We start from the raw sequence: 15,965 nt of genomic DNA on the forward strand, positions 1-15,965 counted from the left end.
CGCATGCTGCGAGCCCTGATCGAATATTGCGTCCACCGGCGCCTGGCGACGATCGCCGTCACGCTGGTGATCGCCCTGTTCGGCGTTCACGCCTATCTCGAAACGCCGATCGAAGCCTACCCCGACGTCACCAACACCCAGGTGACGGTGATCACGCTGATGCCAGGCTATGCTCCCGAGGAAGTGGAGCGCCAGGTCACCGTTCCCCTGGAGCGGGTGCTGAACGGCACGCCGGGCATGCTGCAAATGCGCAGCCAAAGCCTGTTCGGACTGTCTCTGGTGACCATCGCCTTCGAGGACGACGTCGACAGCTTTCATTCCCGCACCCTGATTTCCGAGCGGATGATCGGGGCGGACCTCCCGGACGGCGTCAAGCCGGTCCTGGCGCCGGATTACACGCCGCTCGGCGAGATCTACAAGTTCATGGTGGAGAGCGACCGCCATTCGCTCTACGAACTGCGCTCCGAAATGGAGTGGAATATTTCCCGTGTGCTGCGCCAGGTGCAGGGCGTCGCCGACGTGCTCACCTTCGGCGGCTACTACAAGGAAATTCACATCGAGATCGACCCGGTCCGGCTCGAATCCTTCGGCCTGACCCTGGACGAGGTCAACCGGGCGATCGAAAGCTCCAACCGGAACGTCGGGGCGGGGTTTCTCCGCCACGGCGACCAGCAAATGGTGGTGCGCGGAGTCGGCTACCTGAGTTCCGCCGAAGACGTCAAGAAAATCGTGCTGAAAAGCGAAGGCGGCACGCCGGTCACGGTGGGCGACGTGGCTCGGCTGGTGCAAGCCTACACGCCGCGGCAGGGCTCCGTGGGCCTGGACGATCGCAAAGAGGCGGTGGAAGGCATCGTGCTGCTGCGGCGCGGGCAGAATCCGTCCCGCGTGCTGGCGGCCGTGCACGACAAGGTGGACGAGCTGAACGCCCGCATCCTGCCGGCCGGGATGAAAATCGTCCCGTTCCTGGACCGCGCCGAGCTGGTCCATAACACGCTGGATACGGTATTCCACAACCTCTTGCACGGCTTCCTGCTGGTGGTGGGCGTGGTCTGGCTGTTCCTGCGCAGCATTCGCGGATCGCTGATCGTCGCGGCGGTGATTCCGCTGTCGCTGCTGGTGGCCTTTTTCGGACTATACCGTCTCGGCCTGCCCGCCAATCTGATTTCCATGGGCGCCATCGACTTCGGCATCATTCTCGACGGCGCCGTGGTGCTGGTGGAGAACGTGATTCATCAGGCCACCCATCACCGCCCGAAATCCGGACGGGAGATGCTGAAGCTGATCGTCGGGGCGGCTTTCGACGTGGCCAAGCCCACGTTTTACGCCATGCTCATCATCATCGCGGCCCTGATCCCGGTATTTACCCTGGAACAGGTCGAGGGCCGCATTTTCCGCCCCCTGGCCTTGACTTACAGCTTCGCCCTGGCCGGCGGTCTGGCGTTCGCCCTGACGCTGGTGCCGGCGCTTTGCGCCGCGCTGATCCACCCCAGGCACGCGATGATCGCGGAGCCGCGTTTCCTGGTCCGGATTCGCGACCGATATCGGCGGCTCCTGGAACTCGCCCTGAAGCGCCGCCCGGCCGCGCTCGCGGCGGCGGCGCTGCTGCTCGCCGCAGGCGGAATAGGGCTTGCGCGGCTCGGCACCGAATTCCTGCCGGAACTGGACGAAGGCGACGTGCACGTGTTCGTCGAAATGCCGGCGAGCATCGCCCTCGCCAAAGGCCAGGATATCCTGCTGGACATGCGCCGGCGGCTGCTGCAATTCCCCGAGGTCAAGGGCATTCTCAGCCAGCAGGGGCGGTCGGAGGACGGCACCGACAACGAGGGCGTCAACATGAGCGAAACCTTCGTCCACCTCGAGCCGCGCGATCGATGGCGCGACGGCGTGGACAAAGAGCACCTGGTGGAAGCCATGCGCGAATCCCTGTCCGCCATTCCCGGCGTCCGCTTCAATTTTTCCCAGCCGATCAAGGACAACGTGGAAGAGGCGGTGAGCGGCGTCAGAGGCAAGGTGGTCCTCAAGATTTACGGTGCCGATCTCGGGAGGATGCGCGCCACCCTGGAAGAAGCCAAGTCGGCCCTGAAAGACGTGCCCGGCATCATCGATCTGGATTTGTACCGGGAATCGCGGGTGCCGCAGCTGCAAATCGAACTGGACCGCTCGACCCTGGCCCGCGAAGGTATTACCGTCGACGCCGCTCAGGACACCATCGAAACGGCGCTGGCCGGCAAGGTGGTTACCGAACTCTGGCAGGCCGAACGGCCGGTGCCCGTCCGGGTGATCCTGCCGGACGCGGAGCGCAGCGAAATGGAACAGATCGGCAATCTCGCGGTGCCGGCGCCCTCGGGGGCCCGCGTTCCGCTGCGCGAAATCGCCGACATTCGCGTCGAGCGGGGCCGAACCTCCATCGAGCGGGAGGCCAACCGCCGGTTTCTGGCGCTCAAGTTTAACGTCGAGGGGCGCGATCTCGGCTCCGTGGTGCATGACGCCATGAGGGCGGTCGAGGACAAGATCGCGGTGCCGGAAGGCCATTTCCTGGCCTGGGGCGGCGAATTCGAGAACCAGCAGCGGGCGATGGCGCGGCTCGGCGTGATCGTGCCGGTGGCGGTGCTGATCGTGCTCGGGCTTCTGTACAGCGCGCTGCAGTCGGCCCTGAGCGCCGTGGCCATTCTGCTGTCGGTGCCCTTTGCCATGACCGGCGGCGTCTTCGTTCTGCTGTTATCCGGCATTCCGCTTTCGGTCAGCGCGGCGATCGGCTTCATCGCGCTTTTGGGACAGATGTCGCTGATGGGACTCCTGGTGCTGAGCGCCACGGAAGAACGCCGGCGCGCCGGTCAGCCGCTGACCGATGCGGTCTTGAGTGGCGCGGCGGACCGTCTCAGGCCGGTGTTGATGGCGTCGACGCTGGCGCTGCTCGGTCTACTGCCGATGGCGGTATCGACCGGGATCGGCAGCGAAACCCAGCAGCCGTTCGCGGTCGTGATCGTGGGCGGCATGTTCACCACGTTCTTCGTGGCAATGTTCGTGTTGCCGGTCATTTATTCCTATATCACGCCGAAGCGGCTGCTCACGCCCGAAGAAGCCGACGAAATGCTGGACGAACTATGAAATCCGCGAACTTTCGACTACGCCGTCAGGAGCTTGCGCTTCTGATTTTGATGGCGTGCCTCGTGTTCTTGCCGACGATCGATTCGACCGCGGCGGCCGACTCCGTGGATCTGCCGCAAGCGGTCACTATAGCCCAGTTGCTGGAGATCGTTCGGGAAAAAAGCCCGCGTTTCGCCGCTCTCCAGGCGCCGATCGAAGCCGCCAAGGCCGAGGTCGTCGGCGCCGGCATTCTGCCCAACCCCCGGGTGACCTACGGGCGCTACGATCTGGTCAGCCGCCGCAACACCATGTATGACGGCAACGTGCAGCAGGAAGTCACGCTGGAGATTCCCGTGCTGATCGCCGGCCAGCGCTCGGCGCGGCGGACGGCCGCCGAGCGGCGGGTCGAGGCCACGGAAGCCGGGGTCGAAGCGGATTTCGCCGGACTGACGTACGAGGTGTGGCGGTTGTTCGTCAAGCTTCTGGCCGATCAGGAACGAGTATCCGTCCTTCGGGACGCGGCGGACGACATCGAACGCCTGCGGGCGATCGTCGCCGGTCGAGAGCAGGCGGGCAGCGCGAGTCCCTATGACGTTCTCCGGATCGGAATCGAAGGCAAAAGCCTGGATGCCCGGCTCGAGAGTGCGCAAAACGAGCTGGTCGCAACGGCGCGCGACATGGGGAGTTTGCTGGGGCTGCCCGGCTGGCGGCCGGAAGCCGTGGGCAAGCTCGCGCCGCTTGGCGTGCCCACCGATCTCGCCAGCCTGTGGGACGAGGCAGAGCGCCGCAATCCGGAACTCGAATCGGCGCGGCGCCAGCAGCTCGCCGCCGACGCCGAGCTCGAGCGCGCGCGCCGGGAGCGTTGGCCGACGCCCTCGTTGCTGGTGGGATCGGCTTTCACCGAACGGCCCTACGGCATGGCGTCCTTTGCCGGCGTGTCGGTCGAGCTGCCGCTGTTCGACCGCGGTCAGGGCGGCATGGCGCGCGCTTCGGCGGAGAAGCAGGCGGCTTCGCTGGAGCAGCAACTCATCGTGTCGAGAACGCGCGCCGAGTTGGAACGTGCGCTGGAACTTTGGGCTCGGCGCCGCGATTCGCGCATGAAATTCGAGCGCGAAGTCGTCGATAAGCTGCCCGGTTTGAAACAGATGGGCGAAAGCGCCTATCGGCTCGGCAAGGGAACGCTGCTGGAGCTTCTCGATGCGTCCCGGTCGCGCACACAGATTCGGATCGACCATTTGGATCTGCTCGAGGCCGAAACAGCAGCCGAACTCGATGCTTTGAAAGCTTCCGGCTTGCTGGTCGGCACCGTCGAGCAGGCGTGGCGATGAGCCGGCGAAGGCTCGTTTCAAACCCCCAGTTTTTCCTTCAGCGCCTCCAGGTCTTCCCAGCGGGCATAGGCGGCATCGAGCGCCTGCTGCAATTCGGCCAGCTTCGCCTGGGTTTGCGTGATCGCATCCTTCGCTTGCTGGTAGAACTCGGGACGGCCCATGTTTTCGTTCAAGGACGCGATTTCGGCTTCGAGCGTCTCGATGTGCTGCGGTAGGGTTTCGAGTTCGCGCTGTTCTTTAAAGCTCAGTTTTCTCGGCTTTTCTCTGGCCGGTTTGGGCGGAATCGGCTTTTCGGCGGGCGGCTTCGCGGCGGCGGACGGCGTTTGGCGCTGCCGCACCCAATCGTCGTAGCCCCCCACGTAATCGTTGACCACGCCGTCGCCCTCGAATGCCAGCACGCTGGTGACGAGATTGTTCAGGAACGCGCGGTCGTGGCTCACCACCCATACGGTGCCGTCGTAATCGGTCAGCAGTTCTTCCAGCAATTCCAGCGTGTCCGCGTCCAGATCGTTGGTCGGCTCGTCGAGCACCAGGAGATTCGCGGGCTGGGTGAACAGCCGGGCGAGCAGGAGGCGGTTGCGCTCGCCGCCGGACAGCGATTTCACCGGCTGGCGTGCCCGCTCGGGGCTGAAGAGAAAGTCCTTGAGATAGCCGATGACGTGAACGTTGCGGCCGTTGATGGTGACCCGGTCGCTGCCGAAGGCGACGTTGTCGATCACCGACTTTTCTTCGTCGAGTTGCGACCGGTACTGGTCGAAATAGGCGATTTGCAGGTTAGTTCCCAGGCGGATGCGGCCTGAAGTCGGTTGCAGTTCGCCCAGCAACAGGCGGAGCAGGGTGGTTTTGCCGCAGCCGTTGGGTCCGATGATGCCGACCTTGTCGCCGCGCAGAATGGTGGTGGAAAAATCACGCACGATGGGCCGGCCGCCGTAGTCGAAGCGGACGTTCTCGGCTTCCGCCACGAGCCGTCCCGATTTTTCCGCCTGCTGGACCAGCAGGTTGACCTGGCCGGTACGTCCGCGTCGTTCGGCGCGCTCCCGGCGCATGTCGAGCAAACGCCGCACCCGACCCATGTTGCGGGTGCGGCGCGCCTTGATGCCCTCGCGAATCCAGGCCTCTTCCTGCGCCAGCTTTTTGTCGAATTCGGATTGCGCCTTGGCCTCGGCGTCCAGTTGCTCTTCCTTGCGCTTGAGATAGGTGGCGTAGTCGCCGGGCCAGTCGAACAGCTTGCCCCGGTCCAGTTCGATGATCCGGGTCGCGAGTTTCTGAAGGAACGCCCGGTCGTGGGTGATGAAGATCAGGGTTCCCGGCCAGCCGAGCAGAAATTCCTCCAGCCACAGGATGGCGGCGAGATCGAGGTGGTTGGTGGGCTCGTCGAGCAACAGTACGTCCGGCTCGCCGATCAAGGCTTTCGCCAGCAAAACTCGGCGTTTCAATCCTCCCGACAGCGCCCCGACCTCGGCGTCCGCCGGCAGATTGAGCTTGTCGAGCAGGGTTTCCACCTTGCGATGGAGATCCCAGCCGCCGATGGCGTCGATCGCCTGCTGGCATCGCTCCAGCTCCGCCAAGGCCGCGGGGTCCGCGTGCGTCGCGACGCGATGGGATAGATCGTGGAAGTGCCGGATCAGTTCGCCGGTATCGCCGAGCCCGCCCGCCACGAGGTCGAACACGCGGCCGCCGGCGTCCAGCGGAACCTCCTGGTCGAGCCGGGCGATGCGCAAGTCGTCTTGAACGATGATTTCTCCGTCATCCGGGATCAAATCGCCGGCCAAGAGTTTGAGCAGCGTGGATTTCCCCGCTCCGTTGCGGCCGACGAGGCACACCCGCTCGCCCTTGTCGAGCGAAAAGCCGATGCCGTCCAGCAGAGGCTGGCCGAAACTGACGTGTATATTGCGGAAGGTGATTAGAGCCATCGAAAATTCAGAATAGGAAAAATCGGGATTTTACGCGCAGACGAGGGTCGTCGCACCGCATCCCGAGCGGTCGGGTCGTCGGGAGACGGCCGCGCGGAAAGTTCAGGGAGCACAGCTTGCGGCCGAAGCGACGATGCGCAAGTAGCGCTGCGGCCGCCGTTCTTCGAACAGCGTTATCCGGCTCACCACATCCTCGGCGCTGGTTTTGCCGATGGGGCCGGCGACGGTCCGTCCGGTCGCGGCGGCGAGCAAGTGTACGTAGGTTTGATGAGGGCCGGAGGCCAGGGCCGAGTGAACCAGGGCGCCGCCCACATCCCAGGGCGATTCCTGCTCCGGCTCCGGTACGCGGCTGCCCGGATTGCACATGCCGAGCATGATCAGGCCGTTCGGCTCGACCAGCGAACGCAGGCTTTGAGCGAAGTTCCGGAATCGCTCCGGGGCGAGGTCCTCGGATATCCGCGAAACGAACAGCGGGCTCCTGCACACCGATTCGCAGGCCGCCCGCTGGATCTCGCGGTCGGCATTGCTCGGGGCGGAGGCTAAATTCGCGGCCGAGCATTGGCGCTCTAGGCAGGCGGCATCCAAAGGCGCGAGCTTGCGCTCCAGGCTTGTCAGGATATTCCGCGCTTCCGACGGATCTTTTCGGGAAAGTTCCTTCCACCGTTGATTCATGAAGCGGCTGAATTCCCGGTTCTGATCGATGTCGTAGGTCACGCTAAACGTCTCCTCGATTCCGGGCTGCGTCTCCGCCACCCGGCTCGCCTTGGCTTCGCGTCCTTCGCGGATCAGGGTGTTTTGCACGATGCGGTTGCTCAGAATGGGGCCATCGAATCCGCCGTGTCCTATGAAAACGACTCGGTCGAAAGGCGGTGAGCGGCGCATCAGCAGGGCGGCCTGGCGGTAGTAGTCCTCCCATGTCCGGATATCCCGCATCCAGGTCACCCGCGCCGAGAAGCGCGCACGGTAGAAAGCGTCGATTTGCGCCGCCGGCCTTTCCGGCCATCGCTCGTTCTCCGCCGATTCGGGATCTTCTCTCAACAGGGGAATGATCAGCACGCGGGCCGGCGGGCGAACGCGGACCGATTCGGATTGGCACCGGGTTTCTCCGGCAACCGGCGCCGGAAGAAAGAGCGGAAACAGTAGAAAAAACGCGAGGATTTGTGTTCGATTCAAGGCGGCAAATGCGGTAATCCTTGCTCCGAATTGGACTCGGCAAACGGCGCCGGGTTTCTTTGCCGGACGCAAGGAAGACGAAAACCGCCGGAAACGTCAGCGCCCGGTCCGGACGATGCCGCGGACCGGGCGCAGAGCGATTCTCGAACAAGGCTTTTATCGATTCTGCATGGGTTTGTAGGGCCGCTGCCGCGCGCCGATATAAATCTGACGAGGCCGCGCGATTCTCATGCCGGGTTCCTCGATCATTTCCTTCCAGTGGGCGATCCAGCCCGGCAGTCTTCCCAGCGCGAACATGACGGTAAACATATTCGTCGGGATTTTCATCGCGCGGTACAGGATTCCCGAATAGAAATCGACGTTGGGATAAAGCTTTCGCTCGATGAAATAGGGGTCGGTGAGCGCGGTTTCCTCGAGACCTTTGGCGATCTCGAGGATCGGGTCGTGAATGCCCAGTTTTCCGAGCACTTCGTCGCAGTGTTTTTTGATGATCTGCGCTCTGGGATCGTAATTCTTGTAAACCCGGTGCCCGAATCCCATCAGCCTGAAAGGATCGTTTTTGTCCTTGGCCTTGTCGATGAATTTCTTGTAATTTCCGCCGTCGGCGGCGATCGCCTCCAGCATTTCGATCACCGCCTGGTTGGCGCCGCCGTGCAGCGGTCCCCACAAGGCGCAGATGCCGGCCGAGATGGATGCGAAAAGATTGGCCTTGGACGATCCGACCATCCGGACCGTCGAGGTGGAGCAGTTCTGCTCGTGATCGGCGTGCAGAATGAACAACACGTCCAGCGCCTTGCGCGTCACCTCGTCGGGCTCGTAGCGCTTGACCGGCGTCGTGAACATCATGTGCAGGAAGTTGGAGAGGTAGTCCAGCTCCGGACGGCTGTAGACGAAAGCCTCGCCCACCGATCGCTTGTAGGCGAAGGCGGCCAGCACCCGCACCTTGGACAGGAGGCGGGTAATGGTCTGGTCCCGCTCGTGCGGCGATTGATCCGGTTTCAACAGTTCCGGATGGTAGACCGAGAGGGAGCACACCATGGCCGAAAGAATGGCCATGGGGTGGGCATGACCGGGGTACGAGGTGAAGAAGCTCTTCATGTCCTCGTGAATCAGCGAGTGGAAGAGGACCTTGTCCTTGAATCTCGTATATTGCTCGGCCGTCGGCAGTTCGCCGTAAATGAGCAGGTAGCAGACTTCCATGAACGTCGACTTCTCGCAGAGCTCGGCGATGTCGATTCCGCGATAGCGGAGAATTCCCTGGTCGCCGTCGATGTAGGTGATGGCGGATGTGCAGGAGCCTGTATTGGCGTAGCCGGGATCGAGGGTGATGTAACCGGTCGATGCCTGGAGCCGGGTGATATCCAGTCCTTTTTCGTTCTCCGTGCCGGTAACGACGGGGATCTCGAACCGCTGTCCATCCAGTTCGAGCTTTGCTGTTTCTGCCATAATGCTAAAAAAACCTTAAATAACCGTCTGTATTCGCGTTTGTGTTTCAGTGTAACGATAACCGGCCGCTTAACGCTACCCTGCACAAGGGGATGCCCGGTCGTTCTTTACGGCTTTTCTTCGGTTCCGCTTCGGTCGCCATGTCGCAAAATGGTAACATTGGCGCGATGGCAGAACGTTCTTTTCTGTCGTCTTGTTGAATAAACAATTTCCAAAAACATCCTTAATGCGTATCGCCTTAGGTATCGAGTATGACGGTCAGGCCTTTGCCGGCTGGCAGTGGCAGAAAGGGAGGCTCACGGTTCAGTCGGCCGTCGAAGACGCGCTGAGCCGCGTTGCGGCGGAGCCGATTCGCGTGACATGCGCGGGCCGAACGGATGCCGGCGTGCATGCCTTGGAGCAAGTCGTCCATTTCGATACCGGCGTATACCGGAAGCCCTATTCCTGGCTGATGGGGACGAATACGGCGCTTCCCGAAGAAGTTCGCGTTCTCTGGGTTCTGGAGACGTCCGAGGATTTCCATGCGCGCTACAGCGCCATAGCCCGATTCTATCGGTACGTCATCCTGAACCGCCCGATGAAATCGGCGCTCTCGAGGCGGCAAGTCACCTGGCATTTTCATCCGCTCGACGAGAAATCCATGCAGGAGGCGGCGAATCATCTCATCGGCGAACACGATTTTTCCTCGTTCCGAGCCCAGGATTGCCAGTCCAGGAGTCCCATGCGCCGGATGCACTTCATCCACGTGCGCCGGGAGAACGACAGGGTCGTCATCGAATTGTGCGCGAATGCCTTCCTGCACCACATGGTACGCAATATCGTCGGAGTCTTGATGGAGGTCGGATCGGGCAAGCAGCGCCCCGGTTGGGCCGCGGAAGTTCTCGAGGCCCGCGACCGCAAGTGCGCCGGTGTCACGGCGCCGGCCGACGGGTTATACTTGGGCGGCGTTTGTTATCCGGAACGTTTCGGTTTGCCCCGTCATCCGATATTCGATTACCTGCCGGAAAACGCCAGCCGGCATATTCCTTCGGAAAGTGCGTGAAATTTCCATATCCCTTCCGTAGAACTCGCGTTAAAATTTGCGGTTTCACGCGGCCCGACGATGCGTTGACCGCCGTCCGCCTGGGCGCGGATGCCGTAGGCCTGGTTTTTTATCCGCCAAGCCCGCGAAATCTCGATATCGAGACGGCGCAGAAAATCGTGTCCACTTTGCCGCCGTTCGCCACGGTGGTCGGGTTGTTCGTCGATGAAGACGAAACCGTCGTCCGCGGCATCTTGGAACGGGTGCGCATCGACCTGATTCAGTTCCACGGCGAGGAAGGTCCGGGCTACTGCGGCCGTTTCGGCAAGCCCTACGTCAAGGCCGTCAGGATGCGGCCCGGAACCGACCTGGCGGGGATCGTGAACGCCTACCCGGACGCCGCGGGATTCCTGCTGGACGCGTGGCATGCGGAGACGAAAGGGGGCACCGGGCATCGCTTCGATTGGGAGTGGATCCCCGAGGAACTCCGCCAGTCGGTGACTTTGGCCGGAGGGCTTGCGCCCGATAACGTCGGGGAAGCCTTGCGGGCGGTGCGGCCTTATGCCGTCGACGTTTCCAGCGGCGTGGAGGCGGGCAAGGGCGTCAAGGATGCCGATAAAATGGCGGCGTTTCTAAAACAGGTACACGAATATGACCATAGAGCACACATCGACTGAACCGTACAACTTGCCCGACGAGCGAGGACACTTCGGGCCCTACGGCGGCGTATTCGTTGCCGAAACCTTGATGCACCCCATTCAGGAACTGAGGGACGCGTATTACCGCTACATGAAAGATCCCGAATTCCTCGCCGAACTGGATTACGATCTCAAGCATTACGTGGGCCGCCCTTCGCCGATCTATTACGCGGAACGCCTCAGTTCGACGCTCGGCGGCGCGCAAGTCTTCTTCAAGCGCGAAGACCTCAATCATACCGGTGCCCATAAGGTCAACAACACCGTCGGGCAGGCGCTTCTGGCCAAGCGCATGGGCAAGCGGCGCGTCATCGCCGAAACCGGCGCCGGGCAGCACGGCGTGGCCACCGCCACCGTCGCGGCCCGCTTGGGGCTGGAGTGCGTGGTCTACATGGGCGCGGTCGATGTCGAGCGCCAGGCCCTCAATGTGTTCCGGATGAAGCTGCTCGGCGCAACCGTGGTGCCGGTGGAATCCGGTTCGAAAACGCTCAAGGATGCGCTGAACGAGGCCATGCGCGACTGGGTCACGAACGTCGACGATACTTTTTATATCATCGGCACCGTGGCGGGCCCTCACCCTTACCCGGCCATGGTGCGCGATTTTCAGGCGGTCATCGGCCGCGAAGCCAAGCAGCAGATGAAGGAGTTGACCGGAAGCCTGCCGGATGCGCTGGTGGCTTGCGTCGGCGGCGGTTCGAACGCGATAGGCTTGTTTTATCCCTTCCTCGACGAACAGGGCGTTGCGATGTACGGCGTCGAAGCCGCCGGCGAGGGCATCGCGACCGGTCGTCATTCGGCCCCTCTCAACGCCGGCAGGCCGGGCGTTCTGCACGGCAATCGCACTTATCTCATGGAGGACGAGGATGGCGAGATCATCGAAACCCATTCGATTTCCGCCGGCCTCGATTATCCCGGCGTGGGCCCGGAACATTCCTGGCTAAAAGACAGCGGACGGGCGGATTACGTCGCCATCACCGATGACGAGGCGATGGAAGCCTTTCACGCCCTGACCCGGATCGAAGGAATCATTCCCGCACTGGAATCCAGCCACGCCGTGGCTTACGCCATGAAGCTCGCACCCACCATGAGCAAGGATCAAAAAATCCTGGTCAATTTGTCGGGACGCGGAGACAAAGACATCAACACCGTCGCAAGGCGCGAAGGAATTACCCTGTGAGCCGTTTGACCGCCAAGTTCCAAACCTTAAAGCAAGCCAACCGGAAAGCTCTTATTCCTTTCATCACGGCGGGCGATCCTCATCCGGATTTCACGGTTCCGGCGATGCACGCCATGGTGAAAGCCGGCGTCGACATCATCGAATTGGGCGTGCCTTTTTCCGATCCGATGGCGGACGGCCCGGTCATCCAGAAGGCCAGCGAGCGCGCGCTGCTGCACAAGATGAGCCTGCGCCGGGTGCTGGACATGGTGGAGCAGTTCCGTTCCGCCGATTCCGAAACCCCGGTCGTACTCATGGGCTATCTCAACCCGATCGAGTGCATGGGCTATCGCGCTTTCACCGACAGGGCCAAGAGCGCGGGCGTGGACGGCGTTCTCACCGTGGACATGCCGCCCGAAGAATCGTCCGAACTGTTGCCGCTGCTGGAGCAGGCCGGCATCGATCCGATCTTTCTGCTCGCGCCCAACAGCACCGACGAGCGGATACGCAAGATGGGCCGGTTGGGGCGCGGCTATTTATACTATGTGTCGCTGAAAGGCGTTACCGGCGCCTCGCATCTGGACTTGAGCGACGTCGAGCGTAAGCTTTCCGAAATCCGCGCTTTCACGGATTTGCCGCTGGGCGTCGGGTTCGGGGTCAAGAACGCGGAAATCGCCGCCACGATCTCGAAGTTCGCCGATGCGGTCGTGGTGGGCAGCGCGCTGGTCGAGAAAATCGAAGTCGCGCAGAACAGCCCCGAGCAGGCGCTCGGTGAAATCGTCGATCTATTGAAATCCATGCGTGCCGCGATGGACGCATCTTCTTAGCGAGAGTCACGACCTTGAGCTGGTTTCACAAATTGGTCCCTTCGAAAATCCGCACCGAAGCCTCTACCAAAAGCGCGATACCCGAGGGCTTGTGGAGCAAATGTCCGGCCTGCAACGCGATACTGTACAGGTCGGAGGTCGAAAGGAATCTGGAAGTATGCCCGAAGTGCAGCCATCACATGCGCATCAGCGGGCGCAAGCGCCTGCATCTGTTCCTCGATCCGGGCAATCGCCTGGAAATCGGCGAAAACCTTGCGCCGGTCGATCCGCTCAAATTCAAGGACAGCAAGAAATATAAGGATCGCTTGAGCCAGGCGCAGAAAGCCACCGGGGAGAAGGATGCGCTGATCGTTGTGGCGGGCCAGCTTCAGGGGCGTCCCCTGGTGGCTGCCGCATTCAATTTCGAATTCATGGGCGGCTCGATGGGCTCGGTCGTGGGAGAGCGCTTCGTGCGGGGGGTCAATCACTGCCTGGAGCAGGGCGTCCCATTGGTCGTCTTTAGCGCCAGCGGAGGCGCCCGCATGCAGGAGTCGCTGCTGTCGCTGTTCCAAATGGCGAAAACCAGTGCGGCCTTGGCGCGGTTGGCCGACAAGGGCATCCCGTTCATTTCCGTGATGACCGATCCGACGATGGGCGGCGTATCCGCCAGCCTGGCCATGCTGGGCGATATCAATATCGGCGAGCCGGGCGCTCTGATCGGTTTTGCGGGGCCGCGCGTCATCGAGCAGACCGTTCGCGAGAAACTGCCGGAAGGATTTCAGCGCAGCGAATTTTTGCTGAAACACGGCGCCCTGGATATGATCGTGGATCGCCGGGAAATGCGCGAAAAGATCGCATCGCTGCTTTCTATGCTGATCCTCGAAAAGCCGGCAGCCGTCGGCGCCGGGCAGTCTCTCATAGAAAAGCGCGCCGAAAGAACCGAAGTGCTCGCCGCGGCCTATACGCCTCTTTCTGCCGAAGAACTCACGGGCGGCGAATAGTTTCATGCATTTCAACACGCTGGCCGAGTGGCTGGCCTGGCAGGAAACCCTGCATCCTAAGTCGATCGATCTCGGGCTGTCCCGCGTCAAAGAAGTCTACGAACGGCTCGGAAAATGCGAAAAGCCGCCCTTCACCATCACCGTCGGCGGCACCAACGGAAAAGGCTCCTGTGTGGCCATGCTCGATGCCATCCTGCGCCGTGCAGGCTATCGGGTCGGCACGTACACGTCGCCGCATCTGCTTCGCTATAACGAGCGAATCCGTATCGACGGACAGCCCGTCAGCGACGACCGGATTTGCGACGCATTCGAGCGCATAGAGCGCGTGCGCGAGGAAACCACGCTGAGTTTTTTCGAGTTCGGCACGCTGGCGGCGCTGGATATATTCGCCTCGGCCGATCTGGACGTGCGGGTGCTCGAAGTCGGTTTGGGCGGGCGACTGGACGCCGTCAATATCATCGACGCGGATGCGGCTTTGATCGCCAGTATCGATCTTGATCACCAGGATTGGCTGGGCAATACCCGCACGGCCATAGGATTGGAGAAAGCGGGCATTTTCAGAGCCGGAAGACCGGCGGTCGCCGGAGATGCCGACGTGCCTGCGGCCGTAGTCCGGTACGCCGAGGAGCATGGCGTACCGCTTTCCTGTCAGGGGCGGGATTTTGGGCATGAAGTGCTCGGCGACGGTTGGCGCTGGCTGGGGCGGGATGCTCAGTTGACCGATTTGCCGTTTCCGGCGCTCGAAGGCGATCATCAATTCGTCAATGCGTCGGCCGTGCTGGAAACCTTGCATAGAGTCGAAAGCCGTTTGCCCGTGCCGCCGACAGCCATTCGGGAGGGCTTGGCCGGCGTCGTTTTGGCCGGACGGTTTCAATATATTCCCGGAAGCGTTCCCGTGTTATTGGACGTGGCGCATAATCCGCAAGCCGTAAGGGTATTAGCGAATCACTTGCGCCGCCGGTTCAGCCGGAAAACCATACACGCGGTCTTTGCCGTTATGCGGGACAAGGATATTCCAGGGGTGATCGACAGTATCAAGGAGTTGATCGAAGATTGGTATCTGGCCCCACTCAAAATCTCCCGGGCAGCGTCCGCGGATCAGCTTTTGGCTGTTTTTGATGATCTCGGCGTATCGGCCGTTCACTCGGGTTTTTCCGATGCCGCGTCGGCATTTCGCGCCGCTCGACAAAACGCGGAGAGCGATCACCTGCTGCTGGTATTTGGCTCCTTCTTTTTGGTTTCCGAGTATTTGGCTCACACGAGCTGACTCCGAGGTGTACATGGATCAGCAACTGAAACAACGTCTTATCGGCGCCACCATCATCGCTTCTCTGGTGGTCATTTTCGTGCCCATGCTGTTCGAGGACCAGTCTGGCGATCAGGGCGCCGGCGGCGCGGGCGATATTCCGGCGCTGCCCAAGGAGGTCGAGGAGAGGTCCATCGAGTTGCCGAAATCGGCGGCTGACGTTGCCCCGTCGGCGGGAGACGAAAGCCCCGATACGGGTTATCGGATCATCCCTCTGACCGATGTGGATTCCAGGACGGCCGAGTCCGAACAGCCACCCGCGACGGATTCCGGCGCGGACTCCGCTGCAAATGGCGAATTGGCGATCGCCGATGAGGACGGTGGAGAGGGCATCGGCTATGAGCAAATTCCCCCTGCGCCCAAATCCGCCGATTCGGAAAGGGCCGATGTCGCCGCCAAATCAAAACAAGCCTCCGTCAAAAAAAGCAAACCCGAACCGGTGCCGCCGACGGACAGGCCGGGCACCGCGGATACGGCGCCACCCGAAACGCGCGCGGGGACGGAGAAGCCGGTTTCACCGCCCAAAGCCAAAACGAAAGCGGTGCCTGCGAGATCGGCGGAAACCGCGGCGAAGAAATCCGAGGCGGCGAAAGCGGCCGAACCCTCGAGCAGCGGCAAATCCGCCTCGTCTTCCCCGGCTGCAGCCCAAAAACCGGCGCCGACCAAGCCCGCGCCATCCGAATCGGCTACAAAAACCGCCGAAGCTTCGGCCAGGCCGGCAACGGGTGGCGGCGCCAAGCTTCCGGAGCCGTCGGCTTCCGCATCGGCGGAATCCGACGATCTGGCCGCATGGGTCGTTCAAACCGGCAGCTTCACCGCCGAGGGCAATGCGCGATCGCTGGCCGACAAGCTGCGGAAATCGAACTTTCCCGCATTCGTTGAGGTCGTTACCAATGCCGGAACCTCCGTCTACCGAGTTCAAGTCGGTCCCGAACTCAACCGGGCGCGGGCAGAACAGGTGCAGAAGCAGATCGAAAATGCGGTCGGTATCAAGGGTATCGTGATTCCTCATCCTTGATGGGTCTGCCCGAAG

At 62.0% G+C, this 15,965-nt stretch carries 12 protein-coding genes; 9 read left to right on the plus strand and 3 right to left on the minus strand.

All coding sequences use genetic code 11. The annotated features are described in order from the left end of the window. The first annotated feature begins 3 nt into the window (after positions 1–3). Entirely contained in the window at positions 4–3,108 is a 3,105-nt protein-coding gene (locus ACWJKU_RS08675) for an efflux RND transporter permease subunit (protein WP_454147738.1), read from the plus strand. Beyond that, complete coding sequence (locus ACWJKU_RS08680; RefSeq protein ID WP_454147740.1) at positions 3,105–4,415, plus strand: TolC family protein; 1,311 nt, start codon at positions 3,105–3,107, stop codon at positions 4,413–4,415. Before ACWJKU_RS08675 ends, ACWJKU_RS08680 begins: the two co-directional genes overlap by 4 nt. A 17-nt stretch (positions 4,416–4,432) precedes the next feature. Here ACWJKU_RS08680 and ACWJKU_RS08685 read toward each other — a convergent pair whose 3' ends face one another. The 3 genes from ACWJKU_RS08685 to ACWJKU_RS08695 form a co-directional block, all read right to left on the minus strand. Next, complete coding sequence (locus ACWJKU_RS08685) at positions 4,433–6,328, minus strand: ATP-binding cassette domain-containing protein (RefSeq protein ID WP_454147742.1); 1,896 nt, start codon at positions 6,326–6,328, stop codon at positions 4,433–4,435. 102 nt (positions 6,329–6,430) lie between these two features. Further along, positions 6,431–7,501 (minus strand): hypothetical protein, encoded by a 1,071-nt coding sequence (locus tag ACWJKU_RS08690; protein WP_454147744.1) that lies wholly within the window; start codon positions 7,499–7,501, stop codon positions 6,431–6,433. A 156-nt stretch (positions 7,502–7,657) separates the two neighbouring features. Beyond that, complete coding sequence (locus ACWJKU_RS08695) at positions 7,658–8,947, minus strand: citrate synthase (protein WP_454147746.1); 1,290 nt, start codon at positions 8,945–8,947, stop codon at positions 7,658–7,660. A 226-nt stretch (positions 8,948–9,173) separates the two neighbouring features. On the opposite strand from ACWJKU_RS08695, the gene truA reads away from it, so the two are divergent. From truA to ACWJKU_RS08730, 7 genes are read left to right on the plus strand one after another with little or no spacing between them, the layout of a single operon-like run. Beyond that, positions 9,174–9,989, plus strand: a complete 816-nt coding sequence (truA, locus tag ACWJKU_RS08700) for a tRNA pseudouridine(38-40) synthase TruA (protein ID WP_454147748.1) — start codon at positions 9,174–9,176, stop codon at positions 9,987–9,989. After that, positions 9,986–10,645, plus strand: a complete 660-nt coding sequence (locus ACWJKU_RS08705) for a phosphoribosylanthranilate isomerase (protein WP_454147750.1) — start codon at positions 9,986–9,988, stop codon at positions 10,643–10,645. The genes truA and ACWJKU_RS08705 overlap by 4 nt, the downstream gene beginning before the upstream one ends. Further along, positions 10,620–11,840, plus strand: coding sequence for a tryptophan synthase subunit beta (gene trpB, locus ACWJKU_RS08710; RefSeq protein WP_454147752.1), 1,221 nt, complete (start codon positions 10,620–10,622; stop codon positions 11,838–11,840). Before ACWJKU_RS08705 ends, trpB begins: the two co-directional genes overlap by 26 nt. Continuing rightward, entirely contained in the window at positions 11,837–12,646 is an 810-nt protein-coding gene (gene trpA, locus ACWJKU_RS08715; protein WP_454147754.1) for a tryptophan synthase subunit alpha, read from the plus strand. Before trpB ends, trpA begins: the two co-directional genes overlap by 4 nt. Continuing rightward, positions 12,637–13,626 carry an acetyl-CoA carboxylase, carboxyltransferase subunit beta gene (gene accD, locus ACWJKU_RS08720; protein WP_454148078.1) on the plus strand — a complete coding sequence of 330 codons (990 nt, stop codon included), beginning with the start codon at positions 12,637–12,639 and terminating at the stop codon, positions 13,624–13,626. The genes trpA and accD overlap by 10 nt, the downstream gene beginning before the upstream one ends. A 4-nt stretch (positions 13,627–13,630) precedes the next feature. Then, the gene (gene folC / locus ACWJKU_RS08725) at positions 13,631–14,893 is read left to right on the plus strand and encodes a bifunctional tetrahydrofolate synthase/dihydrofolate synthase (protein ID WP_454147756.1); all 1,263 of its coding nucleotides are present in this window, start codon (positions 13,631–13,633) and stop codon (positions 14,891–14,893) included. Positions 14,894–14,906: 13 nt separating this feature from the next. After that, positions 14,907–15,950, plus strand: coding sequence for an SPOR domain-containing protein (locus tag ACWJKU_RS08730; protein WP_454147758.1), 1,044 nt, complete (start codon positions 14,907–14,909; stop codon positions 15,948–15,950). Positions 15,951–15,965 lie beyond the last annotated feature (15 nt).

Source organism: Methylocaldum sp. MU1018, from assembly GCF_053646775.1.

Bases quoted from the DNA above. Each gene is read 5' to 3' on its own strand.
- ACWJKU_RS08680 (WP_454147740.1), top strand. From the start codon at position 3,105: ATGAAATCCGCGAACTTTCGACTACGCCGTCAGGAGCTTGCGCTTCTG.
- truA (WP_454147748.1), top strand. From the start codon at position 9,174: ATGCGTATCGCCTTAGGTATCGAGTATGACGGTCAGGCCTTTGCCGGC.
- ACWJKU_RS08695 (WP_454147746.1), bottom strand. From the start codon at position 8,947: ATGGCAGAAACAGCAAAGCTCGAACTGGATGGACAGCGGTTCGAGATC.
- trpB (WP_454147752.1), top strand. From the start codon at position 10,620: ATGACCATAGAGCACACATCGACTGAACCGTACAACTTGCCCGACGAG.
- ACWJKU_RS08675 (WP_454147738.1), top strand. From the start codon at position 4: ATGCTGCGAGCCCTGATCGAATATTGCGTCCACCGGCGCCTGGCGACG.
- folC (WP_454147756.1), top strand. From the start codon at position 13,631: ATGCATTTCAACACGCTGGCCGAGTGGCTGGCCTGGCAGGAAACCCTG.
- ACWJKU_RS08730 (WP_454147758.1), top strand. From the start codon at position 14,907: ATGGATCAGCAACTGAAACAACGTCTTATCGGCGCCACCATCATCGCT.
- ACWJKU_RS08685 (WP_454147742.1), bottom strand. From the start codon at position 6,328: ATGGCTCTAATCACCTTCCGCAATATACACGTCAGTTTCGGCCAGCCT.